General features: G+C 67.7%; 21 protein-coding genes. 16 read left to right on the plus strand and 5 right to left on the minus strand.

What is annotated here, in order from left to right:
- Positions 1–48: 48 nt before the first annotated feature.
- Positions 49–816, minus strand: coding sequence for a C40 family peptidase (locus ACS5PK_RS10865; RefSeq protein ID WP_439440248.1), 768 nt, complete (start codon positions 814–816; stop codon positions 49–51).
- 352 nt (positions 817–1,168) lie between these two features.
- Between ACS5PK_RS10865 and ACS5PK_RS10870 the strand changes: the two genes are divergently transcribed.
- The 8 genes from ACS5PK_RS10870 to ACS5PK_RS10905 all read left to right on the plus strand — a co-directional run bounded on the left by ACS5PK_RS10870 (position 1,169) and on the right by ACS5PK_RS10905 (position 12,248).
- A complete protein-coding gene (locus tag ACS5PK_RS10870; protein WP_439440249.1) occupies positions 1,169–3,100 on the plus strand; it encodes a propionate--CoA ligase in 1,932 nt (643 codons plus the stop codon).
- 131 nt (positions 3,101–3,231) lie between these two features.
- A complete protein-coding gene (locus ACS5PK_RS10875; RefSeq protein WP_439440250.1) occupies positions 3,232–5,235 on the plus strand; it encodes a M3 family metallopeptidase in 2,004 nt (667 codons plus the stop codon).
- A 298-nt stretch (positions 5,236–5,533) separates the two neighbouring features.
- Positions 5,534–6,370 carry a phosphate/phosphite/phosphonate ABC transporter substrate-binding protein gene (locus tag ACS5PK_RS10880; protein WP_439440251.1) on the plus strand — a complete coding sequence of 279 codons (837 nt, stop codon included), beginning with the start codon at positions 5,534–5,536 and terminating at the stop codon, positions 6,368–6,370.
- Positions 6,371–6,503: 133 nt separating this feature from the next.
- Positions 6,504–8,021 (plus strand): acyl--CoA ligase, encoded by a 1,518-nt coding sequence (locus tag ACS5PK_RS10885; RefSeq protein ID WP_439440252.1) that lies wholly within the window; start codon positions 6,504–6,506, stop codon positions 8,019–8,021.
- Between the two features lie 52 nt (positions 8,022–8,073).
- Positions 8,074–9,069: a Bug family tripartite tricarboxylate transporter substrate binding protein gene (locus ACS5PK_RS10890; protein ID WP_439440253.1), complete on the plus strand. Its 996-nt coding sequence runs from the start codon at positions 8,074–8,076 to the stop codon at positions 9,067–9,069.
- A 45-nt stretch (positions 9,070–9,114) separates the two neighbouring features.
- Positions 9,115–9,633, plus strand: a complete 519-nt coding sequence (locus ACS5PK_RS10895) for a tripartite tricarboxylate transporter TctB family protein (RefSeq protein ID WP_439440254.1) — start codon at positions 9,115–9,117, stop codon at positions 9,631–9,633.
- A gap of 87 nt (positions 9,634–9,720) precedes the next feature.
- The gene (locus ACS5PK_RS10900) at positions 9,721–11,232 is read left to right on the plus strand and encodes a tripartite tricarboxylate transporter permease (RefSeq protein ID WP_439440255.1); all 1,512 of its coding nucleotides are present in this window, start codon (positions 9,721–9,723) and stop codon (positions 11,230–11,232) included.
- Complete coding sequence (locus ACS5PK_RS10905) at positions 11,229–12,248, plus strand: 2-dehydropantoate 2-reductase (protein ID WP_439440256.1); 1,020 nt, start codon at positions 11,229–11,231, stop codon at positions 12,246–12,248. The genes ACS5PK_RS10900 and ACS5PK_RS10905 overlap by 4 nt, the downstream gene beginning before the upstream one ends.
- Positions 12,249–12,251: 3 nt before the next feature.
- Here ACS5PK_RS10905 and ACS5PK_RS10910 read toward each other — a convergent pair whose 3' ends face one another.
- Together ACS5PK_RS10910 and ACS5PK_RS10915 are read right to left on the minus strand one after the other, a co-directional pair.
- The gene (locus ACS5PK_RS10910) at positions 12,252–13,094 is read right to left on the minus strand and encodes an HAD family hydrolase (RefSeq protein ID WP_439440257.1); all 843 of its coding nucleotides are present in this window, start codon (positions 13,092–13,094) and stop codon (positions 12,252–12,254) included.
- A gap of 61 nt (positions 13,095–13,155) precedes the next feature.
- The gene (locus ACS5PK_RS10915; protein ID WP_439440258.1) at positions 13,156–14,907 is read right to left on the minus strand and encodes a PhoH family protein; all 1,752 of its coding nucleotides are present in this window, start codon (positions 14,905–14,907) and stop codon (positions 13,156–13,158) included.
- A 216-nt stretch (positions 14,908–15,123) separates the two neighbouring features.
- On the opposite strand from ACS5PK_RS10915, the gene ACS5PK_RS10920 reads away from it, so the two are divergent.
- On the plus strand, positions 15,124–15,333 hold the full coding sequence (locus ACS5PK_RS10920) for a diguanylate cyclase domain-containing protein (RefSeq protein ID WP_439440259.1): 210 nt from the start codon (positions 15,124–15,126) through the stop codon (positions 15,331–15,333).
- 184 nt (positions 15,334–15,517) lie between these two features.
- Here ACS5PK_RS10920 and ACS5PK_RS10925 read toward each other — a convergent pair whose 3' ends face one another.
- Both ACS5PK_RS10925 and ACS5PK_RS10930 read right to left on the minus strand, forming a co-directional pair.
- On the minus strand, positions 15,518–15,997 hold the full coding sequence (locus tag ACS5PK_RS10925; protein WP_285982073.1) for a peroxiredoxin: 480 nt from the start codon (positions 15,995–15,997) through the stop codon (positions 15,518–15,520).
- Between the two features lie 241 nt (positions 15,998–16,238).
- Positions 16,239–16,619, minus strand: coding sequence for an Mth938-like domain-containing protein (locus ACS5PK_RS10930; protein WP_439440260.1), 381 nt, complete (start codon positions 16,617–16,619; stop codon positions 16,239–16,241).
- Positions 16,620–16,869: 250 nt separating this feature from the next.
- Between ACS5PK_RS10930 and ACS5PK_RS10935 the strand changes: the two genes are divergently transcribed.
- The 7 genes from ACS5PK_RS10935 (at position 16,870) to moaD (ending at position 25,504) form a co-directional block, all read left to right on the plus strand.
- Complete coding sequence (locus ACS5PK_RS10935) at positions 16,870–18,096, plus strand: pyridoxal phosphate-dependent aminotransferase (RefSeq protein ID WP_439440261.1); 1,227 nt, start codon at positions 16,870–16,872, stop codon at positions 18,094–18,096.
- 32 nt (positions 18,097–18,128) lie between these two features.
- Complete coding sequence (locus ACS5PK_RS10940) at positions 18,129–19,451, plus strand: homoserine dehydrogenase (RefSeq protein WP_439440262.1); 1,323 nt, start codon at positions 18,129–18,131, stop codon at positions 19,449–19,451.
- A 71-nt stretch (positions 19,452–19,522) separates the two neighbouring features.
- Complete coding sequence (locus tag ACS5PK_RS10945) at positions 19,523–20,866, plus strand: hypothetical protein (RefSeq protein WP_439440263.1); 1,344 nt, start codon at positions 19,523–19,525, stop codon at positions 20,864–20,866.
- Positions 20,856–22,592: a tetratricopeptide repeat protein gene (locus ACS5PK_RS10950; protein ID WP_439440264.1), complete on the plus strand. Its 1,737-nt coding sequence runs from the start codon at positions 20,856–20,858 to the stop codon at positions 22,590–22,592. Before ACS5PK_RS10945 ends, ACS5PK_RS10950 begins: the two co-directional genes overlap by 11 nt.
- Complete coding sequence (thrC, locus tag ACS5PK_RS10955) at positions 22,589–23,998, plus strand: threonine synthase (RefSeq protein WP_439440265.1); 1,410 nt, start codon at positions 22,589–22,591, stop codon at positions 23,996–23,998. Before ACS5PK_RS10950 ends, thrC begins: the two co-directional genes overlap by 4 nt.
- Complete coding sequence (locus tag ACS5PK_RS10960) at positions 23,988–25,253, plus strand: molybdopterin molybdotransferase MoeA (RefSeq protein WP_439440266.1); 1,266 nt, start codon at positions 23,988–23,990, stop codon at positions 25,251–25,253. The genes thrC and ACS5PK_RS10960 overlap by 11 nt, the downstream gene beginning before the upstream one ends.
- Complete coding sequence (moaD, locus tag ACS5PK_RS10965) at positions 25,250–25,504, plus strand: molybdopterin converting factor subunit 1 (protein ID WP_439440267.1); 255 nt, start codon at positions 25,250–25,252, stop codon at positions 25,502–25,504. The genes ACS5PK_RS10960 and moaD overlap by 4 nt, the downstream gene beginning before the upstream one ends.
- Positions 25,505–25,511 lie beyond the last annotated feature (7 nt).

Raw genomic sequence — 25,511 nt, forward strand, 5'->3', positions numbered from 1 at the left:
CGTCGAGCGGCCGGTCGACGCTGCTTCAGCGTCTGGCTGGTGCACCGCTCAGCGAATGACCGCCGGTTGCGCCTGCACGCTGCGGCTGTCTGCCGAGGCCTGCCCTGCGGTGAGGTCGGCCCGGCGGGCGCCGGTGAAGCGCTTGGCCCAATAGGCCTCGCGCAGGTCCTCCACGCGCACGGCGCTGCCCACGCGGGGGCTGTGGATGAACTTGCCGTCGCCCACATAGATGCCCACGTGCGAGAAGGTGCGCTTCATCGTGTTGAAGAAGACCAGGTCGCCCGGCTTCAGCTCTTCCTGCTTGATGGGAATGAGGCTGGAGAGGCGGGCCTGCTCGTCTGCACGGTGCGGGAGCACGAGGCCGACGGACATCTCGAAGATGTGGCGTGTGAAGCCGCTGCAGTCGAAGCCGCTTTCCAGCGACTTGCCGCCGCGCTTGTAGGGCACGCCCAGGAAGTTCATGGCGGACATGACCAGGTCGGAGGCGGTGTCCCGCACCTGATTCAGCAGCTTGTTCTCGCTGGCGTTCTTCATCAGCCCGGTGTCCTGGAGGAACCGGGTGATGGCGTCATTGCCGCTGCCGTTGACAGCTGCGCCAGCGCCTGCGGCCGCGGCGGCCGCCAGATCGGCCGGTGCCGGGCTGGTCCTGGCCGCTGCGGTGCTGCCCGGTTGGGCGGCTACCTGCTGGCTCTGACCATAGGCGCCCATCATGGTGCCCGGGGGCGGCGCCAGCGGGGCAGTGCCCTGGGTCGGCTGCTGCTGCGCCAGCGCGCCCGTGGCGCACACGCCCAGCGCCAGCGTGGCACAGGCCAGCACGGGGCTCAGGTATCTTTGGCGGAGAGGCGGGCGTCGGGCTGGCAGCATCGGGAACTTGATCTCGGCCGCGCAGCTTAAGAAGCGGGTCTTGGCAGTGTCAAGCAAGGCAGGTGCAAACCGCGGGTAAGTCCGGGCACTGTTCGGTCCCCGAATCGTCCCGCGCTTCAGAATGGGGAACAACCCTTATTGGACCATAGGGGGCCGATGGCAGATGTGTCCAAGCGCACGCCAGGCGGTTCTGGCTTGACCCAGGGCAATTGTCGTCTGCACGACGCCGCAAGGTCAGGCTGCAGTCAGACCATGACCGTGAAATTCGCCGTAATTCGTAATTATGGAAATGCAGAGGTCGGTCATGAGCAGCATTCCCGGCAGCACAGCCCCCGCGATGGGGGGCGACTACGCCCGCTTCTACCAGCGCTCGGTCGAGCAGCCGGAGGAATTCTGGCGCGAACAGGCGGCGCTGATCGAGTGGCAGGCGCCCTTCCAGCAGGTCTGCGACTACAGCCGGCCGCCTTTCGCCAAATGGTTCGTGGGCGGCACGACCAATCTCTGCCACAACGCCGTGGACCGCCACGCCCGTGACCGCGGGGAGCAGAACGCCCTGATCTGGGTCTCCACCGAGGTCAAGGAAGAGCGCATCTACAGCTTCCGCGAGCTGCAGCGTGAGGTCGAGCGCATGGCCGCCATCCTGCAGGCCCAGGGTGTGGGGCAGGGCGATCGCGTGCTGATCTACATGCCCATGATCCCCGAGGCCGCCTTTGCCATGCTGGCCTGCGCGCGCATCGGTGCCATCCACTCGGTCGTGTTCGGCGGTTTTGCCAGTGTGTCCCTGGCCAGCCGCATTGACGATGCTGCCCCTAAGCTCATCGTCAGCGCCGACGCCGGCAGCCGCTCCGGCAAGGTCGTGCCCTACAAGCACCTGCTGGACGAGGCCATCCAGCTGGCCCAGCACAAGCCCCATGCCGTGCTCATGGTGGATCGCGGCCTGGCCACCTTCGAGCGCGTGGCCGGCCGCGACCTGGACTACGCCGCCCTGCGTGAGCAGCACCAGGACGCCCAGGTGCCCTGCACCTGGCTGGAGTCCAATGCCGTCAGCTACACCCTCTACACCAGCGGCACCACCGGCAAGCCCAAGGGGGTGCAGCGCGACGTGGGTGGCTATGCCGTGGCCCTGGCGGCCAGCATGAAGTACATCTACTGCGGCCAGGCCGGCGAGACCTACTTCTCCACCAGCGACATCGGCTGGGTGGTCGGCCACAGCTACATCATCTACGGCCCGCTGATCGCCGGCATGGCCACGCTGATGTACGAGGGCCTGCCCACCGTGCCAGATGCGGGCATCTGGTGGCAGTTGGTCGAGCGCTTCAAGGTCACGGTGATGTTCAGCGCACCGACGGCCGTGCGCGTGCTCAAGAAGCAGGACCCGGCCTACCTCGGCAAGTACGAGCTCGGCAGCCTGCGCGCCCTGTTCCTGGCCGGCGAGCCCCTGGACGAGCCCACCGCCACCTGGATCGCCCAGAGCCTGGGCCGCCCCATCATCGACAACTACTGGCAGACCGAGACCGGCTGGCCCATCCTCTCCATCGCCAACGGTGTCGAGAAGAAGCCCAGCAAGTTCGGCTCGCCCGGCGTGGCCATGTACGGCTACAAGGTCAAGCTGCTCAACGAGAACACCGGCGAAGAGCTGGTCGGCGCCAACCAGAAGGGCGTGGTGGCCATCGAGGGGCCGCTGCCGCCGGGCTGCCTGCAGACGGTCTGGGGTGACGACGCCCGCTTCGTCAACACCTACTGGTCCAGCATCCCCGACAAGCTGGTCTATTCCACCTTCGACTGGGGCATCCGCGACGAGGACGGCTACTACTACATCCTGGGCCGCACCGACGACGTCATCAACGTGGCCGGCCACCGCCTGGGCACCCGCGAGATCGAGGAGAGCATCGCCAGCCATCCCAACGTGGCCGAGGTCGCGGTGGTGGGCGTGGCTGACGCGCTCAAGGGCCAGGTGGCCATGGCCTTTGCGGTGCTGAAGGATGCCGGCCGCGCGGCCACGGAAGAGGGCGCTCGCCAGCAGGAAGCCGAGATCATGAAGCGCGTGGATGAGCAACTGGGCGCCGTGGCCCGGCCGGCCCGTGTGCGCTTCGTGACCGTGCTGCCCAAGACCCGATCGGGCAAGCTGCTGCGCCGCGCCATCCAGGCGGTGTGCGAGCAGCGCGATCCGGGCGACCTGACCACCATCGAGGACCCGACGGCCCTGCAGCAGATCCGCAGCCTGCTCGGGGGCTGAACTCCCGGCGCACCGGGGCTTGGTGTTTGTCCCGGTGCGCTGACTTCCGGGCGAGGGTGGGGCCGCGGGCACAATCCGCGCACCATCCCTGAGAAGCGGTGGCCCGCACAAGGGCATCGCGCAGCCACACCATGACATCGATGCTGACCTCGCGCCGCCTCGCCGGTGCGCTACTCCTGGCCGGCCTGACCGGCATCGCGAGCCTTGCACGGGCGGATGCCGCCCCCACGCTGCCTGCGCCGCCATTCCCCACCCTGAAGACGGCCGCCCAGATCCGCCAGGCCTGTGACAGTGGCCTGGCTGCCGCCAAGAAGGCCCTGGCCCAGCTGGAGCGCCGCAAGGTGGACCTGGGCTGGATGGCTGCCTTCGACGACTACGCCGCGAGGGTGGAGGACGGCCAGAGCGCGGTCGATTTCGTGCAGTACGTGCATCCCGACAAGGCCGGCCGCGATGCCGCACAGGCCTGCTCCATGCGCTGGACCCAATTCAATTCGACCGTCGCCCAGAACGAGCAGCTCTACAAGGCCCTCAAGCGCGTGCCCACGCCCCAGCCGCGCGACCGCGAGCTGCAGCGCGTGGCCCTGGGCGCCTTTGAGGACAGCGGCGTCTCCCTGCCTGCAGCCAAGCGCCAGCGTGCCAAGGCCATCGTCGACAAGCTGGGCGAGCTGGACCAGCAGTTCAACAAGAACATCCGCGACGCCAACATCCAGATCGCCTACACCGAGGCCGAGCTGCAGGGCGTGCCCGAAGGCGTCTGGAAGAACGCGCGCCGCGACACCCAGGGGCGCATCGTGCTGGGCGTGGACTACCCGAGCTACGGGCCGGTGCTGCAGTCCGCCGAGAACCCCGAGACCCGGCGCCGCATGTGGGAGGCCAAGGTCAACGAAGGCGGCGAGGCCAATCTGCGCCTGCTGGCCGAGATCGCTCAATTGCGTCGAGAGTACGCGGCCCTCTTCGGGCATGACAACTACGTGGATTTCAATCTGCGTCGGCGCATGGCCGGCAATGCGCAGACAGCCTGGAAGTTCCTGGACGAGGTCCAGGCCACCGTCACCGAGCGTGAACGCGCCGACGTGGCCGAGCTGCAGGCCGCCAAGGCTCAGCACCTGGGCCTGCCCCTGGCGCAGGTTCGCGTCGAGCGCTGGGATGCCAGCTTCTATTCCGAGCGTTTGCGCCAGGCCCGCTTCCAGGTCGACCAGGAGGCGCTGCGCGAGTACTTCCCCGCCCAGGAAAGCCTGCGCTTCGCCATGCGCATCATCGAGCGCCTGATGGGCGTGAAATACACCGAGGTGCCTGCGGAACTGTGGCACCCCGAGGTCAAGGCCTTTGCCGTCAGCGATGCCGCCACCGGCAAGCCCCTGGCCAATCTCTACGTGGACCTCTTCCCCCGCGAGGGCAAGTACAACCATGCTGCCGTCTGGCCCCTGCGCGGCAGCGCCACCCGCATCGGGCGGCTGCCGGCGGCCGCGCTGGTGGTCAACTTCAATCGCAAGGGCCTGACCGTCGACGAGATGGAGACCCTGCTGCACGAGCTCGGCCATGCCGTGCACAACAATCTCAGCAACACCTTCTACCTGCAGCAGGCCGGCACGGCGGTGATGCACGACTTTGTCGAGGCGCCTTCGCAGATGCTGGAGGACTGGGTGATCAACAAGCAGGTGCTGCCGCTGATGCAGGAGGTCTGCCCCAGCTGCAAGCCCATGCCCGAGGCCCTGGTGGACAAGGTCGTGGCCGCCAAGCATTTCGGCAAGGGCACGCAGTATGGCCGGCAGCATCTCTACGCCAGCTATGACCTCGCCCTGCACGGCAAGGAGCCCCAGGATCCCCAGGCCCTGTGGGCGAAGATGGAAGGGGCCACTCCGCTGGGCCATGTACCGGGCAGCAAGTTCGTGGCGGGTTTCTCGCACATTGCTGGTGGCTATGGCGCGGGCTATTACGGTTATCTGTGGAGCCTGGTGCTGGCCATGGACCTTCGCAGCCCCTTCGAAGCCAACAAGCTGGATGCCGAGGTCGGCCGCCGCTACCGCGAGCGCATCCTGGCCCAGGGCGGCCAGAAGCCGGCGCCGGAGCTGGTGCGCGATTTCCTGGGGCGCAATCCCAGCAACGCAGCCTTCTTCGACTACCTGAAGCACTGACCGGCTCGCCCCATCCGCGCTGCTGACGGCCCGCCTTGGCGGGCCGTTGTCATTGGTGGCGACTTTGTCTGTCCTTTTGTGTGTGCGAATGTGTTTTGTGCCCGGTTCGCCTCACCCCTGTCAGATATTGCAGGTTGTGCCTCAAGTCAGGGTTTTGCTGGACTGTGGGGTCGGGCGAGATGGCCACAATGCGCGCGTCTTCTCCCGGGGGTAGGTTCTGTCGGGGAAGGCGCACAACAGTCCGGGCGCCTTGCGATGACCCGGCATGTCGGGAAGCTGGACGGAAGTGAGCGTAGGTATGGAATGGTTCAGGCTGTGGTTCAAGCAAGCGGGAGCGGTCCTTGGCGTGGCAGTGTTGCTGGCGGGGGCCTCGGCGGTGCAGGCCCTGAGCTTTGCCATCAATGAAGGCGTCACCTACCGGGTGAGTAACGCGGAGATCGCGGCACGTTATGCGGCCATGGCCGCAGACCTCTCCAAGCTGCTGCAGCAGCCTGTCACCATCGAGCCCATCAGCGACTACAAGAGCCTGCGCCAGGGTCTGGCCGACAAGCGCTGGGAATTGGCGATGGTGCACCCTGCCCACATCTCCATCCAGGCCATGAAGAATTCCGGCTACCGCCTCGTGGCCGTGACCAAGGGCTTCACCGAGTACAAGGCCGGTTTCATGGTGCGGGCCGACGCCACCTGGACCCAGCTCACCGACCTGCGCGGCCAGCACCTGGGCGCACCAGACGAGGACTCCATCACCTCAGTGATGCTGCGCGCCACGCTGCGAGACCTGAAGATGAGCGCCCCGCAGGTCCGCATCACCTACACCCGATACCAGGACGCGGTGCCCTTCTTCGTCGAGAACTACCTCACCCATGCGGGCGTGTCGGCTTCCGGCGCCGTGCTCAAGGCCTGGCAGGCCAAGGGCGGCAAGATCCTGGGCTACACCCGGCCGGTGCCCATCAAGCATGTCATCGCCGGCTCCAGCCTCAGCGCCGAGCAGTTCGAGAAGGTGCAGAACTACCTGATCAATCTGGACGCCAGCGAGGAGGGCCGCAAGAAGCTGGAGCCCACCAAGTGGAAGGGCTTTGCCCGCTTCGAGCAGGCGGAAATGATGAAGCTGGGCGAATGGCTGGACGTGCGCTGAGCGTCGGGGGCAGGCCTCCCGCAGTCCTGCTGCGCACCGGCCGCCCGTATGCTGCGGATCGACCGCTGCGCCCCTGTGCCGCAGCCTGCCGCACTGCGCTGAAGTCCCCTGAGCTGTCGAGAAGGTGAATCCCATGTCCCAAGACTCTCTCTGGCTGCAACTGCAGTCGCTTCCCGCCGAGGCCGCGGCGCTGCGTGCGCCGGGGCGTCCCGCGCTGAGCCATGGTGCGCTGCGTGCACTCATCGAGCGCAGCGTGCAGCAGCTCAATGCCTGGGGCATGGGCCGCAATGAGCGTGTGGCCATCGTGCTGCCCAACGGCCCCGAGATGGCCGCCTGCTTCCTGGCCTGTGCCTGTGGCGTGGCCAGCGCCCCGCTCAATCCGGCCTACCGGGCCGAGGAGTTCGACTTCTACCTGCGCGACCTTAGGGCCCGTGCACTCATCGTGGAGGAGGGCAGCGAGTCGCCCGCCGTTGCCGTTGCGCAGGCCTTGGGCGTGCCCATCATCCATCTGCAAGCGCTGGACGCCGCGGGCGACTTCAGCCTGAGGGGCAACTTCGCCGGCAGCCCCGCGGCCGCGCAAGGCGGCATGGCCCTGCCGGAGGACGTCTCCATGGTGCTGCACACCTCGGGCACCACCTCGCGGCCCAAGATCGTGCCGCTGTCGCAGCGCAACCTCTGCGCCTCGGCGTCCAACATCCGTCGCACCCTGCAGTTCACCGCGGCAGACCGGGGGCTCAACATCATGCCCCTGTTCCACATCCACGGCCTGATCGCCGGGGTGCTGGCGCCGCTGAGCGCCGGCTCGCAGGTCTTCTGCACGCCAGGCTTCAATGCCCTCAAGTTCTTCGCCTGGATGGACGAGGCAGCCCCCACCTGGTACACGGCCGTGCCCACCATGCACCAAGCCATCCTGACGCGTGCCGGCAAGAACGCTGACGTGATCCGACGCCACCCGCTGCGCTTCATGCGCTCCTCGTCTTCCTCGATGCCGCCCCAGGTCATCAGCGAGTTGGAGCAGGTCTTTGGCGCGCCCCTGATCGAGGCCTACGGCATGACCGAGGCGACTCACCAGATGGCCAGCAATCCCTTGCCGCCGGGCCTGCGCAAGCCCGGTACCGTGGGCCTGGCCGCCGGCCCCGAGGTGGCCATCATGGGCCTGGACGGCTCGCTGCTGGCCGCGGGAGAGACGGGTGAGATCGTGATCCGCGGCCCCAACGTGACCCGGGGCTACGAGAGCAACCCGTCAGCCAACGCCGAGGCCTTCTGCAATGGCTGGTTCCGCACGGGCGACCAGGGCGTGATGGATGCCGATGGCTATGTCTCCATCACCGGGCGCCTCAAGGAGATCATCAACCGCGGCGGCGAGAAGATCAGCCCGCGCGAAGTGGACGAGGTGCTCATGGACCATCCGGCCGTGGCCCAGGTGGTGTGCTTCGCGCTGCCGCATCCCAAGCTGGGCGAGGAGGTCGGCGCGGTGGTGGTGCTGCGAGAGGGCGCCAGCGTGGTCGAGCGCGAACTGCAGCAGTTCGTGGCCCAGCGACTCGCGGATTTCAAGGTGCCGGCCAGGATCCTTTTCATGGCCGAGATTCCCAAGGGTGCGACCGGCAAGCTGCAGCGCATCGGTCTGGCGCAGAAGCTCGGTCTGGCCTGAGGGTCGGGGCAGGGCGCAGAACAAGTTCAAGCAGAGGAAGGGATCCACAGTCATGCACAAGCACACGATTCATGCCCTGGGCGCCTTGGCGCTGGCCTTCAGCGGACATGCCCTGGCAGCTGCCTGGCAGCCCAGCAAGCCCATCGAGTTCGTTGTCCCCGCCGGCACCGGCGGTGGCGCCGACCAGATGGCACGCTTCATCCAGGGCATGGTGGCCAAGCACCAGCTCTCGCCCCAGCCCATCGTGGTGGTGAACAAGTCCGGCGGCGCCGGCGCCGAGGGCTTCCTGGACGTCAAGGGCGACAAGGGCAATCCGCACAAGCTGGTCATCACCCTGTCCAACCTCTACACCACGCCCCTGGCCACCGGTGTGCCCTTCAATTGGCGAGACCTGACCCCCGTCTCCATGATGGCCCTCGACCAGTTCGTGCTGTGGGTCAACGAGGACTCGCCGTACAAGACGGCCAAGGACTACTTCAACGCCATCAGGAGCCAGCCCTCGGGCACCTTCAAGATGGGCGGCACGGGGTCCAAGCAGGAGGACCAGATCATCACCGTGATGCTGGAGAAGGCCGCGGGCAAGAAGATTGTGTACGTGCCCTTCAAGGGCGGCGGCGATGTGGCCGTGCAACTGGTTGGCAAGCATGTGGATGCCACCGTCAACAACCCCATCGAGGCGGAGTCCCACTGGCGGGCCGGCAAGCTGCGCGCGCTGTGCGTCTTCGACGACAAGCCCATGCCCTATCCGGAGAAAGTGACCGCCAGGCAGAGCTGGCAGGACCTGCCCACCTGCGCCTCGCAGGGCATCCCGGTGTCCTACGTGATGCTGCGCGGCATCTTCATGGCACCCGGCGTTACAGCCGAGCAGAAGACCTTCTATCTCGAGATGCTGGACAAGCTGCGCAAGCTGCCCGAATGGAAGGACTTCATGGCCAAGGGTGCCTTCAGGCAGGAGGCGCTGCAGGGCGAGGCCTTCTTCGACTGGCTGGGCCGCAACGAGCAACTGCACCGCACGCTGATGAAGGATGCGGGCTTCATCGCCCAGTGAGTCCGCGGCCGGGCCGAGCGTCCGGCTGACTGAAGGGGAGACGATATGGACGCACAAGACAGGCCGGACGCCCCGGCGTCGGCACGAGGCTGGTCACAGCGATGGGTGGAGCTGATCACCGCGGGCCTCGTCCTGGCCTTTGCGCTGTTGCTCATCACGGACAGCCAGCGCCTGGGCACAGGCTGGGCCGATGACGGCCCGCAGTCTGGCTACTTCCCCTTCCGCATCGGCCTGGGCCTGGCCTTGTGCAGCGGCTGGCTGCTCCTGCAGCAGCTGCGGCGCTGGTCGACCGCGACCGAGCTTTTTGTCGAGGCCGGGCCGCTGCGCGACGTGGCGGCTGTCTTCCTGCCCACCGTGGTCTATGTGGCACTGATCCCCTGGCTGGGCATCTATGTGCCCTCGGCCCTGCTGATCGCCTGGTTCATGCGGCGCCAGGGTGGCTACGGATGGCCCAGGGTGGCCCTGGTGTCTGCAGGCGTGGCCCTGCTGGTCTTCCTGCTCTTCGAGCGCTGGTTCGTGCTGCCTCTGCCCAAGGGGCCGCTGGAGCACTGGCTGGGTTTCTGAATCCCCCACGACCTGTCCCTGCGTGCCAGGCTCCCGAGGGGCAGGGAACCTTGGGACGGCACGGCGCTTCCTTGAGAGGAGTAAACCATGGACGACTTCAACAGCCTGCTGCACGGTTTCTCCGTCGCAGCCACGCTGCCCAACCTGGGCTACATGCTGGTGGGCCTGCTGCTGGGGGTGCTGATCGGCGTGCTGCCCGGCCTGGGCGGCGCCAACGGCGTGGCCATCCTGCTGCCCCTGACCTTCGCAATGAACCCCACGACGGCCATCATCATGCTGTCGTGCATCTACTGGGGCGCCCTGTTCGGCGGGGCCATCACCTCCATCCTCTTCAACATCCCGGGCGAGCCCTGGTCCGTGGCCACGACCTTCGATGGCTACCCCATGGCGCAGCGCGGCGAGGCGGCCCAGGCGCTGACGGCCGCCTTCACCTCTTCCTTCGTGGGGGCGCTGTTCGCCACGCTGCTGATCAGCTTCCTGGCACCGTTGCTCGCGCGCTTCGCGCTTCGCTTCGGGCCGGCTGAACTCTTTGCCGTGCAGCTGCTGACCTTCTGCAGCTTCGTGGGCATGAGCCGCGAGGCGCCGGCCAAGACGATGATCTCCATGCTCATGGGCTTCGCCCTCGCCACCATAGGCATGGACGACATGACTGGTCAGCTGCGCATGACCTTCGGCTTCACGGAACTGCTCAAGGGCTTCGACTTCCTGATCGCCGTGATCGGCCTCTTCGGCATCGGCGAGATCCTGCTGACCATGGAGGAGGGCCTGGCCTTCAAGGGGCAGACCGCACGCATCAGCCCCCGGGTGGTGTTCCAGACCTGGCTGGAGCTGCTCAAGCACTGGAAGCTCTTCCTGCGCTCGGTGGCCATCGGCTGCTGGATGGGCATCACGCCGGGCGGTGCCACGCCGGCCTCCTTCATGAGCTATGGCGTGGCGCAGCGGCTCTCGCGCCACCCGGAGCGATTCGGCAAGGGTGAGCTGGCTGGCGTGGTGGCGCCCGAGACCGCGGCCCATGCCGCCGGCACTTCGGCCCTGCTGCCCATGCTCACCCTGGGCATCCCCGGCTCGCCGACCGCAGCGGTGCTGCTGGGCGGCCTGGTGATCTGGGGCCTGCAGCCCGGCCCCATGCTCTTCACCGAGAACAAGGACTTCGTCTGGGGCCTGATTGCCTCCATGTACCTCAGCAATGTGGTGGGTCTGCTGGTGGTGCTGACCACGGTGCCCTTCTGGGCCGCCATCCTGCGCATTCCCTTCGCCATCATCGCGCCGGTGATCGTGGTGACCTGCGCCATCGGCGCCTACACCGTGCATGGCGCCATGTTCGACGTCTACATGATGCTGGTCTTCGGCGTGATGGGCTATGTGTTCAAGAAGCTGCGCATACCGCTGGCGCCCCTGGTGCTGGCCCTGGTGCTGGGGGACAAGGCCGAGGCCAATTTCCGCCAGTCCATGCTGCTCTCGCAGGGCAGCCTGGGCATCTTCTGGTCCAATGCCCTGGTCGGCGGCCTGACGGTCCTGGCCTTGCTGATGCTGGTCTGGCCCCTGTGGGGGCTGCTCAAGCGCCGTGGGGCGCGCAATGAATTCGCGGTGAGTGCATGAAGTTCGCAATCGTCGGCGCCGGTGCCATCGGCGGCCTGCTGGGCACGCGCCTGGCCCTGGCCGGGAACACGGTCACCTTCATCGCCCGCAACCGCAATCTGGCGGCCATCCAGGGCGAAGGCTTCACGCTCGTCGCTGAAGACGGCAGCACGCTGCATGCATCGCCCGGTGAGCAGCTGCGCGCCGTGCAGCGCATGGCCGAGGCCGGCGTGCAGGACGTGGTGCTGCTGACAGTCAAGGCTCACCAGCTGCAGGAGCTGCTGACCGAGCTGCCCGCCCTGATCGGGCCGCGGACGCTCATTGTCAGCATGATCAACGGCCTGCCCTGGTGGTACTTCCAGGGCCTGGCCGGCCCGCACGAGGGGCGGGTACTGGAGTCCGTGGACCCGGGCGGCGCCATTGCCCGCACGCTGCCCCCGGCCCAGGTGATAGGCAGCATCGTCTACCCGGCGGCGCAGCTGGAGGCGCCGGGCCGCGTGCGCCTGATCGAGGGCAACCGCTTCTCCCTGGGCGAGCTGGACGGCAGCCGCAGCGAGCGCATCGAGGCCCTGGCCCAGGTGCTGATGCAGGCCGGCTTCAAGGCGCCGGTGAGCCGGGACATCCGCTCCGAGCTGTGGGTCAAGCTCTGGGGCAACCTCAGCTTCAATCCCATCTCCGCCCTGACGCATGCCACGCTGGAGGACATCTGCCGCTTCCCGCTCACCCGTGAGCTCGCGGCGCGCATGATGAGCGAGGCGCAGGCCATCGGCGAGCATCTGGGCGTGCAGTTCAAGGTGTCCCTGGACAAGCGCATCGCCGGGGCTGAGGCCGTGGGCGCGCACAAGACCTCCATGCTGCAGGACGTCGAAGCCGGCCGCGCGCTGGAACTGGAGGCGCTGCTGGGCGCCGTCGTCGAGCTGGCGCGCATCACCGGCCTGCCCAGCCCCAACCTCGATGCCGTCTATGCCCTGACGCGGCTGCTGGGGCAGACGCTGCAGGCGCAGCAGGGGCGGCTGTCGGTGCAGGCCGGGGCCTGAGCCTCAAGGTCGTCGCCAGTCCTGTCGAAGGAACTGCAGCACCGCGTCCTCGTCGTGATGGCCGATCACGGCCTTTGCCTCCGCCTTGACCTCGTCGATGGCATTGGCCATGGCCACGCCGCGGTGGGCGGCGCGCAGCATGGTGATGTCGTTGACCTGGTCGCCGAAGACCACGACCTCGCGTTCGGCCAGGCCGTAGCGCTGGGCCAGGATGTGTATGGCCTGGTCCTTGGTGGCGCGGCGGTCGTGCACGGTGAGCCAGGGCCAGTCAGGGCGGTACAGGTCCTCGTTCAGATGGCATTGCACCGCTTCGCCGAACTGGGCCTGGATGTCCTCGTAAAGCGTCTGCAGCGGGCCATGCGGGCCGACCACGACCAGGGTCATCAGCGGCCCGCCGCCGAGCTGAGCGGCGAGGTCCTCGCAGGCGCGCAGGCGCGGGTCGCCGCCTTGCACGCGTTCGTCGACGAAATGCTGCTGGCCTTGGTTCTCCACACCCTGCCAGTAGAGCCGGTCGCCCTCGGGCGTGTGCACCGAGAGGAAGGGCAGGTGCCCATGGCGCCGTACCAGGGCGAAGAGTGCCTCGCCCAGGGCTGCGTCCATGCCGTGGACCAACTCGTGCCGGCCCGTGGCCAGGTCGCTGATGAAGGCGCCGTTGGACGAGATCACCGGCAGGCTCAGCGGGAGGCCGTCCAGCAGCTGGCGGATGGACACCACGTGGCGGGCGCTGGCCACGGTGAAGGTCAGGCCCTGGGCCAGCAGCTCGGTGAGTCCGCCGCGGGTGGTCTCGGACAGCTGTCCCTGCCGGTTCAGCAGCGTGCCGTCCAGATCCGAAACATAGAACGTCATCGCATCTCAATGAAAAAGCGGCGCCGCAGCGCCGCAGGGAAAGCAGGCATGGAGCCCCGCCTCAGAGCACCTCGGAGGCGAAGTCCGCCAGGCGCGAGCGCTCACCGCGTGCCAGGGTGACGTGGCCGCTGTGGGCCCAGCCCTTGAAGCGGTCCACGGCATAGGTGAGACCGGAGGAGCCCTCGGTGAGGTAGGGCGTGTCGATCTGCGCGAGGTTGCCCAGGCAGACGATCTTGGTGCCCGGGCCGGCCCGAGTGATCAGGGTCTTCATCTGCTTGGGCGTCAGGTTCTGCGCCTCGTCGATGATGACGAACTTGTTGAGGAAGGTGCGGCCGCGCATGAAGTTCAGGCTCTTGATCTTGATCTTGCTGCGCACGAGGTCGTTGGTGGCGGCGCGGCCCCATTCGCCGGCACTGCTGTCGCCGCGGGCCAGGACTTCCAGGTTGTCATCCAGCGCGCCCATCCAGGGGCCCATCTTCTCTTCCTCGGTGCCGGGCAGGAAACCGATGTCCTCGCCCACGGGCACGGTCACGCGGGTGACGATGATCTCGCTGTAGCGACGCTCGTCCAGTACCTGAGAGAGGCCGGCGGCCAGGGTCATCAGTGTCTTGCCCGTGCCGGCGGTGCCGGTGAGGGTGACGAAGTCGACGTCCGGGTCCATCAGCAGATTGAGGGCAAAGTTCTGCTCTCGGTTGCGGGAGGAAATGCCCCAGACGGCATTCTTCTGGTGGCCGTAGTCCTTGAGCGTGCGCAGCACGGCGCTCTTGCCGGTGATCTCGGTGACCTTGGCGTAGAGCGGCACGGTGCCTGGTGCTTCCAGGTAGACCAGCTCATTGACCAGCAGCGAGGGCACCAAGGGGCCGCTGATGCGGTAGAAGGTGATGCCGCCCTGCTGCCAGCTCTCCATGGTCTTGCCATGGCGCTCCCAGAAGTCGGCCGGCAGGGCCTGCACGCCGGTGTAGAGCAGGTCGGAGTCTTCCAGGGTCTTGTCGTTGCGGTAGTCCTCGGCGGGCAGGCCCAGGGCCCGCGCCTTGATCCGCATATTGATGTCCTTGGACACCAGCACCACTTCGCGCTCGGGTTGCTGCGCCTTGAGCGCCTGCACCACGCCCAGGATCTGGTTGTCTGCCTTGCCCTGGGGCAGGCCCTGGGGCAGGGGGGCGTCGATCAGCTGCGTCTGGAAGAAGAGCTTGCCGCCTGCCTCACGGTGGCCGGTCTGGTCCAGGGGCAGGCCCTTGGCCATCTCTTCCAGGGTGCTGCTCTTGAGGCTGGCGGCCAGGGCGTCGAGGTCGCGGCTGACCTGGCGCACATTGCGGGCGACTTCGGTCATGCCCTTCTTGTGGCCGTCCAGTTCCTCCAGGGTGATCATGGGGAGGTAGATGTCATGTTCCTCGAAGCGGAACAGGCACATCGGGTCGTGCATCAGCACGTTGGTGTCGAGCACGAAGAGCTTGGTGGCGCCGAGGGGCCTGGTCTTGGCGGCCTTGGGCGCACGGGCCCGTGTCGGCGTTGCCGCGGCAGGCGCCTTCGCCGCTACCCTGGCACCGGCCGTCTCGACCTGGGGTGCACGGGCCTCGACCAGGGCAGGGGCGGCCGGCTCAGCCGCGCGCAGGGCCTTGGCCGTGCGCTGCGGCCTTGTCGGGGCGGGCGGGGGCGCACTCACCGCGCTGAGCACGGGGGCAGGCGCGGGTGGGGTGGGAGCCTCGGGCAGAGCGGCCAGCGCCGGCTTCTTCTTGCTGGGGACCAGGCTGGTGGCGTATTCGCTGGCGTCCAGACGGCTGGCACGCTTGGTCGGGGGCTTGGGCAGTGGCATGAGGCGTTTGACGAGACGGGTCAAGCCGTCCCGGACAGTGGGTGCATGGGCGACCTGTCGCGTCCAGAAAAACAAAAAGCCGCCTTCGTCGGGAGGCGGCTTTTTGTTGGGCAGGTTCCGGAGCGCGAGGGCATGGTTTGATTATGCACAACTCGCCGGGGCAAATCTGGCGTCGCTGCCCGCAGGCTGCGACGCTCAGCGCCGGCACAGGCACTGGTGGCCTGTTGCGACCTTCCCATCGAGCTCCTGGGCCAGGAACTGCAGGTGGGTGTCAGCATCGGGGTGGCGCTGTTCCCTGACGACGCGGACGATATTGTCGTCCTGCGACAGCGCGCAGACCAGGCGATGTACCGCGTCAAGCAACGCGGCAAAGGCAGCGTCTGCTCGGCTGCCGAGCTGCCGATCGAGCCACCGGTATCGGCCTGAGCCACCGCGGGCGGGCGAGCCCCGGATGCGACCGTGTCAGGGGGGGCACACAAACAAGAACGCCGACCACCCGGTGGGGCGTCGGCGTCTGGAGCCGTCTGAGAAGACGTGAAGGGCCTCAGCGCACACGCAGTGCACACTCAGAACTCCCTAGGTGAGCCCTCCGTTGGCACTCACCGGCCGCTCAGGCGGCTTCCTTCTTGAGTGACTTCACGGCCTTCAGGACTTCGTCCACATGGCCGGCCACCTTGATGCCACGCCATTCGGCGCGCAGCACGCCGCTGGCGTCGATCAGGAAGGTGGAGCGCTCGATGCCCTTCACCTTCTTGCCGTACATGATCTTGTTCTTGACCACGCCGAACATATGGCAGAGCTTCTCTTCGGTGTCGGCGATCAGCTCGAAGGGCAACTCCAGGGCCTGCTTGAACTTGTCATGCGAGACCATGTTGTCGCGCGACACCCCCAGCACCACGGCGCCGGCCTTCACAAAATCCTTGTGACGGTCGCGGAATTGCATGGCTTCGGTGGTGCAGCCCGGGGTATTGTCCTTGGGGTAGAAGTACAGCACCACCGTCTGGCCGTGGAAAGCCTGGGGTGTGAACTTCACGCCTCCGGTAGCAAGAGCTTCAATTTCCGGGAGGGGTTTGTTGAGCGCTGGCGTCATGTGGGCGTTTTTGCTAGTAGGCCTGCCCGACTGGGCATAGCCTGCAATTATACGTTGAACGCCAAGATCGGCTCCGCCGACCCTTTCGGGGGATTGTCCGGACTTGTCGGATGACGCTCGGCGCATGCCATTTTCCGGGGGCTGGGCCGTCGGGTCATGCCGTCAGGTCATGGCATCCCGGGCAATGCAAGCGCATCGGGCCGGCGAGCGCCCAAAGCCCATGCGGTGCCTGGTCGAGGCCTCAGGACTGCGGCTCGATCAGCAGCGCCGCCAGCACGGACCGCCCCTCGGCGGCCAGCACGTTGTAGGTGCGGCAGGCGGCGGCAAGGTCCATGGTCTCCAGTCCGATGCGGGCCTGGATCAGGGCCCGATAGAGAGCGGGCTGCACGAAGCGCAGGCGCTCGCCGCTGCCGAAGATCACCAGTTCGGGCTTCAGAGCCAGAATGCGTTCGAAGGCGGCCTCGTCCAGGGCCTCGAAGCGACCCACGCCCCAGGACTGGACCTCGCCACGCCAGGGCACCAGCAGGCTGCTGCCGTGGGCTTGGCCGTTGACCCACACCCTGTTCTTGTCATGCCGCGAGATGCTGTTGCCGCCTTGCTGTTCGTCGAGCTGGAATTTCATGCCGGAGCGCTGTGGTTGAGTCCGCAGGATTGCGGAAGATGGGCCGGATGGAGGTGCGGGGCCTGCAGGGCTTCCGTGGGCGCAGTCGGGCTGCAGCCGTCCGAAGGCCCTTGCCGTGGAGCCCGGCCGACGAAGCCTAGCTGCGCGGCTTTCGAACCATGGGGAGCTTCATCCAGGGAAAGCCCTGCTACCCTGTTAAATTCTACGTTTTGCGGCGCAGCACGCGCGGCATCCACGAGGAGTCCCTGTCTTGAACCCGATTTCCAAGTCCGCCAAGCTCGCCAATGTCTGCTACGACATCCGTGGTCCTGTGCTGGACAAGGCGCGGCAGATGGAGGAGGAGGGGCAGAAGATCATCAAGCTGAACATCGGCAACATTGCTGCCTTCGGCATCGCCCCGCCGGACGAGATCGTCCAGGACATGATCCGCAACCTGCCTGACGCCGCCGGCTACACCGACTCCAAAGGCCTCTTCGCCCCGCGCAAGGCGGTGGTGCACTACTGCCAGGAAAAGAACATCCGCGGCGTGACCGTGGATGACGTCTACCTGGGCAACGGCGCCTCCGAGCTGATCGTGATGGCCCTCAATGCCCTGTTGGACAACGGCGACGAGGTCCTGCTGCCCGCGCCCGACTACCCGCTCTACACCGCCGCCGTGGCCCTCTCGGGCGGTACGCCGGTGCACTACATCTGCGACGAACAGAGCGACTGGATGCCCGACATCGAGGACATCAAGCGCAAGATCACCCCGCGCACCCGGGCCATCGTCGTCATCAATCCCAACAATCCCACCGGCGCGCTCTATCCGGAGTCGCTGCTGCTGGAGATCATCGAGGTCGCGCGTCAGCACCAGCTGATCATCATGGCCGACGAGATCTACGACAAGACGCTGTTCGACGGCAACGTCCACACCAGCATCGCCTCGCTCTCGGAGGACGTGCTCACGCTGACCTTCAACGGCCTGTCCAAGAACTACCGCAGCTGCGGCTACCGGGCGGGCTGGATGGTGGTCTCGGGTGAGAAGCGCCATGCCCAGGACTACATCACCGGCTTGAACATGCTGGCCTCCATGCGTCTGTGCGCCAACACGCCAGGCCAGTTGGCCATCCAGACTGCCCTGGGCGGCTATCAGAGCATCAAGGACCTGGTGGCCCCGAGCGGCCGCCTGTGCCGCCAGCGCGACCTGGCCTACGAGCTGCTCACGCAGATCCCCGGCGTCAGCGTCGTCAAGCCGAAGGCCGCGCTCTACATGTTCCCCCGCCTGGACCCCAAGATCTACCCGATCGAGGACGACCAGCGCTTCGCCTACGAACTGCTGGCCGAGGAAAAGGTGCTGATCGTTCAGGGGACGGGCTTCAACTGGACCGCCCCCGATCACTTCCGCCTCGTCTTCCTGCCCAACACCGACGACCTGCGGGAGGCCGTGGGCCGGATCGAGCGCTTCCTGTCGAACTACCGAAAACGTCACGGGCGCTGAGCCCCCCCTTCCAGCCAGAACGAGAACACACCATGAAAGCGATCAAAGTCGGCCTCCTTGGCATTGGCACCGTGGGCAGCGGCACCTTCAACGTGCTGCGTCGCAACCAGGCCGAGATTCGCGGCCGCGCCGGCCGGGGGATCGAGATCACCATGGTGTCGCGCCGCAATGTGGCCCTGGCGCGGGAGATCGTGGGTGAGGCCGCCCAGGTCGTGGCCGACCCGCGCGAGATCATCGCCAACCCCGAGATCGACATCGTCGTCGAGTTGATCGGTGGCTGCGGCGTGGCCCGCGAGCTGGTGCTGGAGGCCATCGCCGCCGGCAAGCATGTGGTCACCGCCAACAAAGCCCTGCTGGCCGTGCATGGCACCGAGATCTTCGCTGCCGCCCGCGAGAAGGGCGTGATGGTGGCCTTCGAGGCAGCGGTGGCCGGGGGCATCCCCATCATCAAGGCCCTGCGCGAGGGCCTCACCGCCAACCGCATCGAGTGGCTCGCCGGCATCATCAACGGCACCACGAACTTCATCCTGTCCGAGATGCGCAGCAAGGGCCTGGACTTCGCCACCGTGCTGAAGGAGGCCCAACGCCTGGGCTATGCCGAGTCCGACCCCACCTTCGACATCGAAGGCGTGGACGCCGCTCACAAGGCCACCATCATGAGCGCCATCGCCTTCGGCATCCCGGTGCAGTTCGACAAGGCCCATGTGGAAGGCATCAGCCAGCTGCAGGCCACGGACATCAAGTACGCCGAGCAGCTGGGCTACCGCATCAAGCTGCTGGGCATCGCCCGCCGCCGCAACGATGTGGCGGGCGGCGGCATCGAGCTGCGCGTGCATCCCACCCTGATTCCGGCGCAGCGCCTGATCGCCAACGTGGAAGGTGCGATGAACGCCGTGGTGGTCCAGGCCGACGCGGTGGGCACCACGCTGTACTACGGCAAGGGCGCCGGCTCCGAGCCCACCGCGTCTGCCGTCATCGCGGACCTGGTGGACATCACCCGCCTTCACACCGCCGACCCCGACCACCGCGTGCCGCACCTGGCCTTCCAGCCGGACTCCATGAGCAACACGCCCATCCTGCCCATGGAGCAGGTGCTGACCAGCTTCTACCTTCGCCTGCGCGTGGCCGACGAGGCCGGGGTGCTCTCGCGCATCACCACCATCCTGGCCGAGCACGACATCTCCATAGACGCCGTGCTGCAGCGCGAGTCCGCCGAGGGCGAGCGGCAGACCGACCTCATCATCCTGACCCACGAGACCCAGGAAGGCCGCATGAACACGGCCCTGGCCCAGATGCAGAGCCTGCCCACGGTGCTGGCGCCCATCGTGCGCCTGCGCAAGGAGGAGCTGGCCTGAGGGCGGCAGGGCAGGTGTCCGCGCCTGCCCGCCTCAGCCCCGCCCAGCCCACGCCTGCCGGACATGCCGCGATGACTCCAAGCGATCCGGGCCAGCTGCTGGACGACTTCTCGGCCCTGCTGGCCAATGATCCCGGTGCGCTCTCCACGCAGAGCGACTACTACGTGCCCAATCTGCATGGCACCGGGGCCGAGGACGTGGTCGCGCTGCTGGACCGGGCGATCCGGCGCAGCCACAGCGATGCCCAGCTCTACTACTTCAGCGGCCAGCGCGGCACTGGCAAGAGCACCGAGCTGCGGCGGCTGGAGATCCTGCTCAACGGCCAGGCCGGGACGCGCGCCTACATCATCGACGCGCTGGACTACATCGGCGACACCCACCCCATAGACACCCTGGACCTGCTGCTTGTGATCGCGGCGGCCTTTGCCGATCGTCTCAGCCAGCCTGATGCCCTGGGCCAGGACCTGGACCCGCAGGAAAGCCCGCTGCAGCGCTTCACGCACTGGCTGGGGGCGGAGGTGGAGATCTCCGGCGTCACCCTGGGCGGCGTCAAGGCCGAGTTCAAGAAGCAGCAGCAGAGCATCGTGCAGCGCCTGCGCGCCTTCGATCTCTCGCGCCAGGAGCGGGTGATGGCCGAGTGCCGCCAGCACATCGGCCAGATGGCCGAGGCCGTGCAGCGGCGCTGGGCCGCCCAGAAGATCGTGCTGATGGTGGACTCCCTGGAGCGCCTGCGCGGCATCGGCAAGGAAGCCACCGAGATGTTCGACCGCGTGGTCAAGGTCTTCGATGGCGACATGAACCAGCTGCGGGTGCCCGGCCTGCACATGATGTATTCGGTGCCGCCCTACCTGCCCTACCTCACCAATATCAAGGCCCTGGTCCAGCTCTTCATGCTGGCCTCGGTGCGGGTCTGCGAGCCGCCGGTCAAGGCCAGGCGCCAGGCGCGTGCGGGCGGGCTGGATGCCATGCGCCAGGTCGTGGAGCGCCGCTGCCCACGCTGGCGGGAGCTGCTCAGCGAAGCAGCGCTGGACCGTCTCATCCTCACCTCGGGCGGCGATCTGCGCCAGTTGCTGCGCCGCCTGCTCCTGGACACCCTGGATGAGGCTGCCTTCGCGCTGGAGCGCCTGCCTCTGAGCGACAAGGATCCCATCCTGCACACTGTCGTGCAGCGTCATCGCGTGGAATTCGAGAGCCTGGTGGTGCAGGACGAATACCCGCTGCTCAAGGGCATTGCCGAGCAGAACGCCCTGGACCTTCGCCACCGCGACGAGCTGTCCACCGTGGCGCACTTCTTCGACGTGCGCGCCGTGCTGAACTATCGCAATGGGGTGGACTGGCTGGACCTGAATCCCTTGCTCTGGGATCTCATCGCTCACTGGCAGCCGCAGGCGGCCGGCAACGACCGTGGAAGCTGACGCACTCGGCGCCCAGGGGGAAGCGGCCTGGGCTCGCCTGGTCCGCCGCATTGGCCAGCTGCAGGGCTTTGGATACGTCGTGCTGTTCGTGCCCGACCCTGCCGTCCTGCCGCCCTTCAAGGCCCGGCTGGCGGCGTGGATGGCCGGACGGGGCTGGCCCTGGATCCAGCTGTCCGAGGCTCGGCCGGCCGGTTTCGCCGGGCGCAGCATCACCGGCCTGTTCGACGGCCTGGCCGCCTCGCCGCAGCCTCGGCTGGTCTGGCTGGAGGCGCATCGCGGGGCAGGGCAGCCGGCCTGGGAGCGGGCGCGCGGCGAGTTGCTGAGCCGGCTCAACGAACGGCGTGGGCGGCTGGAATCCGAGCTGGTGGGCACCCTGGTGCTGGTGCTGCCGGAGGGATCGCAGCGCAGTGCAGCCGGCCTGGCTCCCGACCTGTGGCATGTGCGCAGCCTGGGTCTGAGTCTGGCGGGCGTGCCCGTTCTGGCGCATGAGGGTCAGGTCTTGCCTGGGACGCCTGGCGAGCCCGTCGGACCGCCACAGGCGTCGTCGTCGCTGCTGCCGGAGCTCGCGGCCGATGTCGCCCAGGCTGGTGCCGGACCTGGGATGGCAGCGGAGGACCTGCCCGATGCCGCGGCAGAGGCCTGGCTGCAGCGCTGGCGGGGCCTGCTGGCGGGGCGTCCCATCGAGCAACTGGCCTTGGATGACGAGGCCCTGCTGACCTTCAACGTGAGCGACGGTCTTGCATGCCAGAGCGCCCTGCTGCGGCAGGGCCGTGTGGCCGAGGCCCAGCAGTTGGGTGATCAATGGGTGCGACTGGCGCGCCGTCGGCGCGCGCAGGGCATGGGGCTGCTGGACATCGGGACCGGCCGCGAACTGTGTGCCGCCCTTGGGGGGCAGGCGGCCGCCCTGATGCAGCTCGACCGGCCGCAGGAAGCCCTGGCACTCTGCGAAGAACGCGTGGCCGTCTCGCGCGAGCTGGCGCTCCGTCTGGGCGAGACGGCCGCGGCCTTGCGAGAGACGGCCGTCGCCCTCGACCAGCTCAGCCGCGTGGCGCAGATCCTGGGCGACTGGTCCCGGGCCGCCGCCGCCGCCGAGGAAAGCCTGGCCCTGCATCGCAAGCTCGCGGGACGACTCGGCGAGACGCCGGACAGCCTGCGCGGCCTGGCCCAGGCCCTGGACCATGCCGGCCATGCGGCTCAGGCGCTGGGCGACTGGTACCGTGCCGGTGCCGCCTACGAGGAAAGCCTGTCGCTGAGGCAGGCGCTGCTCAGCCGCCTGGGCGAGACCCCTGAGGCCTTGCGCGACCTCTCCACGGCGCTGGACAACATCGGTCGCGTGGCCGAGGCCCAGGGTGACTGGGCGCGCGGGGCAGAGGCCTGCGAAGAGGCCCTGACGCTGCGCCGCACGCTGGTCGAGCGCCAGGGCTCAATGCCCGAGCGCCTGGCCCAGAGCCGCATCCGCCTCGCACAGGGCGGCGCTGGGCCCGAGCTGGAGGCCGACCTGGCCTCTACCCTGCTGGATGCGGCCGCACTGCCTGGCCCCAAGGCCGAGGCCTACCGCCTGGAGGCGGGCCGGATCCTCGCCTCGTTGCGCCAGCGTTTCCCCGATGTCCATCGCTATGAGCGCCTGCAGCAGCGGTGGGCCCTGTCTCATGCGAGTGCGCCGGCACCCACAGCGCCGGCCGACGTCCCACCCCATCAACCTCAAGCTGGAAGTTCAAGCACGTGAAATACATCAGCACCCGTGGCGACAAGACCGAGCGCCGATTCTGCGAAATCCTGCTGGAAGGCCTGGCGCCGGACGGCGGCCTCTACCTGCCCGTGCACTACCCGCAGGTCGATGCGGCCACGCTGTCCCGCTGGCGCGGCCTGCCCTATCACGAGCTGGCCTTCGAGATCCTCTCGCTCTACATCGACGACATCCCCACCGAGGACCTGCGCGCCATTTGCGCCCGCACCTACACGGCCGAGGTCTTCGGGACACCCGAGATCACGCCGCTCAAGACCCTGGAGCCCGGGCTGGCCCTGCAGGCCCTGTCCAACGGGCCCACGCTGGCTTTCAAGGACATGGCCATGCAGCTGCTGGGCCAGCTCTTCGAGTACGAACTCCAGCGCCGCGGCGAGACCCTCAACATCCTCGGCGCCACCAGCGGTGACACCGGCAGCGCGGCCGAGTACGCCATGCGAGGCAAGGCCGGCGTGCGCGTGTTCATGCTCTCGCCCCATGGCCGCATGAGTCCCTTCCAGCAGGCGCAGATGTTCAGCCTGCAGGATGCCAACATCCACAACATCGCCATCGAGGGCGTGTTCGACGACTGCCAAGACATCGTCAAGGCCGTCTCCAACGACCTGGCCTTCAAGCGCGAGCACCGCATCGGCACGGTCAACTCGATCAACTGGGCGCGGCTGCTGGCGCAGGTCGTCTACTACTTCGCGGGCTACTTCTACGCCACGAAGTCCAATGAGGAAAAGGTCAGCTTCTGCGTCCCTTCTGGCAACTTCGGCAACGTCTGCGCCGGCCATGTGGCTCGCATGATGGGCCTGCCCATCGAGCGCCTGGTCGTGGCCACCAATGAGAACGACGTGCTGGACGAGTTCTTCCGCACCGGCGTCTACCGCCCGCGCGGCAGTGCCGAAACGCACGAGACCTCCAGCCCCTCCATGGACATCTCCAAGGCCAGCAACTTCGAGCGCTTCGTCTTCGACCTGCTGGGCCGGGATGGCGCCCGCGTGAAGGCCCTGTTCAAGGACGCCCTGGAGCGCGAGGGCCGCTTCGAGATCAGCGCCGCCGAGAAGACCGCCATCGTGGGCTATGGCTTCGTTTCCGGCGCCAGCAGCCATGCGGACCGCCTGGCCACCATACGCGCCACGCAGCAGCAGTACGGCGTCATCGTCGACACGCACACGGCCGACGGCCTCAAGGTCGCCCGGGACTGGCGCCAGGACGGCGTTCCCATGCTCGTGGCGGAGACGGCCTTGCCGGCCAAGTTCGCTTCCACCATCGTCGAGGCCCTGGGGGCAGAGCCGCCGCGGCCCGCGCATCTGCAGGGCATCGAGTTGCTGCCCAAGCGTGTCCAGGTGATGCCGGCCGATGTGCAGCGCGTGAAGGATTACATTGACGCCCATGTCCGCTGAAACCACCGCCCCCAGCCCTGCCCGCAAGCCCCTGCTGAGCCTGGACGAGGCGCTCGCGCGCCTGCTCTGCGCCGTCCAGCCCCTGGGCGAGACGGAGACACTCTCCACCTTCGACGCCCTGGGCCGCGTGCTGGCCACCGAGGTGCGCTCGCAGCTGGACGTGCCCCCGCATGACAACAGCGCCATGGACGGTTACGCCGTGCGCCTGGCCGACCTGCCTGTCGACGGCACCGTGCTGCCCGTGAGTCAGCGCGTGCCCGCCGGCAGCGTGCCCCAGGCCCTGCAGTCCGGCACGGCTGCCCGCATCTTCACCGGCGCGCCCGTGCCCGCAGGCGCCGATGCCGTTCAGATGCAGGAGCACTGCGAAGCCCTTCCTGGCGAGGGCCTGGGGTCGGTGCGCGTGGTCGATCGCCCGGTCGTCGGCGCGGCCATCCGCCGTCGCGGCGAGGACGTGCAGGCGGGCAGTGTGGTGCTGGCCGTCGGCCACCGCCTGGACCCGGCTGCCCTGGGGCTGGCCGCCACCGTGGGCGCAGCCTCGCTGAGCGTGGCCCGGCGCGTGCGCGTGGCGCTGTTTTCTACCGGCGACGAACTCGCCATGCCCGGCGAGCCCCTCAAGCCCGGCGCCATTTACAACAGCAACCGCTTCACCCTGCGCGGCCTGCTGCAGCAGCTGGGCTGCGAGGTGCAGGACCTGGGCATCGTGCCTGACACCCTGGACGCCACCCGCGCCGCCCTGCGCGCTGCCGCTGCCAGCGCCGACCTGATCCTCACCTCGGGCGGCGTGTCCGTGGGCGAGGAAGACCATCTGCGCCCTGCCGTGCTGGCCGAAGGGCAGCTGGACCTCTGGCAGATGGCCATCAAGCCCGGCAAGCCCCTGGCCTTCGGCGCGGTGCGACGTCCGGGGCAGGACGGACGCCAGGCCTGGTTCATCGGTCTGCCGGGCAATCCGGTGTCCAGCTTCGTGACCTTTTTGCTGGCCGTACGACCCGTGATCCTGCGCCTGCAGGGGGCGGTCGAACTGGCACCCAAGGCCTACCTCCTGCGTGCCGATTTCGATTGGCCGCGTGCCGACAAGCGCCGCGAATTCCTGCGTGCCCGGCTCAATGCGCGGGGCGGCCTGGAGCTCTTTGCCAACCAGGGTTCGGGCGTGCTGAGTTCTGCCGTCTGGGGCGACGGTCTTGTTGATGTGGCTCCAGGCGCGCCCATCCAGGCCGGCGATACTGTGCGCTTCCTTCCCTTCAGTGCCCTGCAATGAGCGCCATCACCGTCCGCTATTTCGCCTCGCTTCGCGAGGCCCTGGGTGAGCAGGAAACCCTGCCCTGGCAGCAAGGCCAGACCCTGGGCCAGCTGCGCGATGCGCTGCTGGCACGCGGTGAGCCTCATGCCAGCGCGCTGGCCCGCACACGCGCCGTGCGCTGCGCACTGAACCAGCAACTGGCCAAGGAGTCCGCCACCATCCCAGCCGGGGCCGAGGTGGCCTTCTTTCCGCCGGTGACAGGCGGCTGAGCGCGGG

Origin of the sequence: Roseateles sp. DB2, assembly GCF_051857535.1 — a bacterium.
Taxonomy (GTDB): domain Bacteria; phylum Pseudomonadota; class Gammaproteobacteria; order Burkholderiales; family Burkholderiaceae_C; genus Roseateles_B.

Coding starts and splice junctions, on each gene's coding strand:
- ACS5PK_RS10880 (WP_439440251.1), top strand. CDS start 5,534: ATGGAATGGTTCAGGCTGTGGTTCAAGCAAGCGGGAGCGGTCCTTGGC.
- ACS5PK_RS10875 (WP_439440250.1), top strand. CDS start 3,232: ATGACATCGATGCTGACCTCGCGCCGCCTCGCCGGTGCGCTACTCCTG.
- ACS5PK_RS10910 (WP_439440257.1), bottom strand. CDS start 13,094: ATGACGTTCTATGTTTCGGATCTGGACGGCACGCTGCTGAACCGGCAG.
- ACS5PK_RS10900 (WP_439440255.1), top strand. CDS start 9,721: ATGGACGACTTCAACAGCCTGCTGCACGGTTTCTCCGTCGCAGCCACG.
- ACS5PK_RS10930 (WP_439440260.1), bottom strand. CDS start 16,619: ATGAAATTCCAGCTCGACGAACAGCAAGGCGGCAACAGCATCTCGCGG.
- ACS5PK_RS10890 (WP_439440253.1), top strand. CDS start 8,074: ATGCACAAGCACACGATTCATGCCCTGGGCGCCTTGGCGCTGGCCTTC.
- ACS5PK_RS10905 (WP_439440256.1), top strand. CDS start 11,229: ATGAAGTTCGCAATCGTCGGCGCCGGTGCCATCGGCGGCCTGCTGGGC.
- ACS5PK_RS10915 (WP_439440258.1), bottom strand. CDS start 14,907: ATGCCACTGCCCAAGCCCCCGACCAAGCGTGCCAGCCGTCTGGACGCC.
- ACS5PK_RS10925 (WP_285982073.1), bottom strand. CDS start 15,997: ATGACGCCAGCGCTCAACAAACCCCTCCCGGAAATTGAAGCTCTTGCT.
- ACS5PK_RS10960 (WP_439440266.1), top strand. CDS start 23,988: ATGTCCGCTGAAACCACCGCCCCCAGCCCTGCCCGCAAGCCCCTGCTG.
- ACS5PK_RS10885 (WP_439440252.1), top strand. CDS start 6,504: ATGTCCCAAGACTCTCTCTGGCTGCAACTGCAGTCGCTTCCCGCCGAG.
- ACS5PK_RS10940 (WP_439440262.1), top strand. CDS start 18,129: ATGAAAGCGATCAAAGTCGGCCTCCTTGGCATTGGCACCGTGGGCAGC.
- ACS5PK_RS10945 (WP_439440263.1), top strand. CDS start 19,523: ATGACTCCAAGCGATCCGGGCCAGCTGCTGGACGACTTCTCGGCCCTG.
- ACS5PK_RS10870 (WP_439440249.1), top strand. CDS start 1,169: ATGAGCAGCATTCCCGGCAGCACAGCCCCCGCGATGGGGGGCGACTAC.
- ACS5PK_RS10895 (WP_439440254.1), top strand. CDS start 9,115: ATGGACGCACAAGACAGGCCGGACGCCCCGGCGTCGGCACGAGGCTGG.
- moaD (WP_439440267.1), top strand. CDS start 25,250: ATGAGCGCCATCACCGTCCGCTATTTCGCCTCGCTTCGCGAGGCCCTG.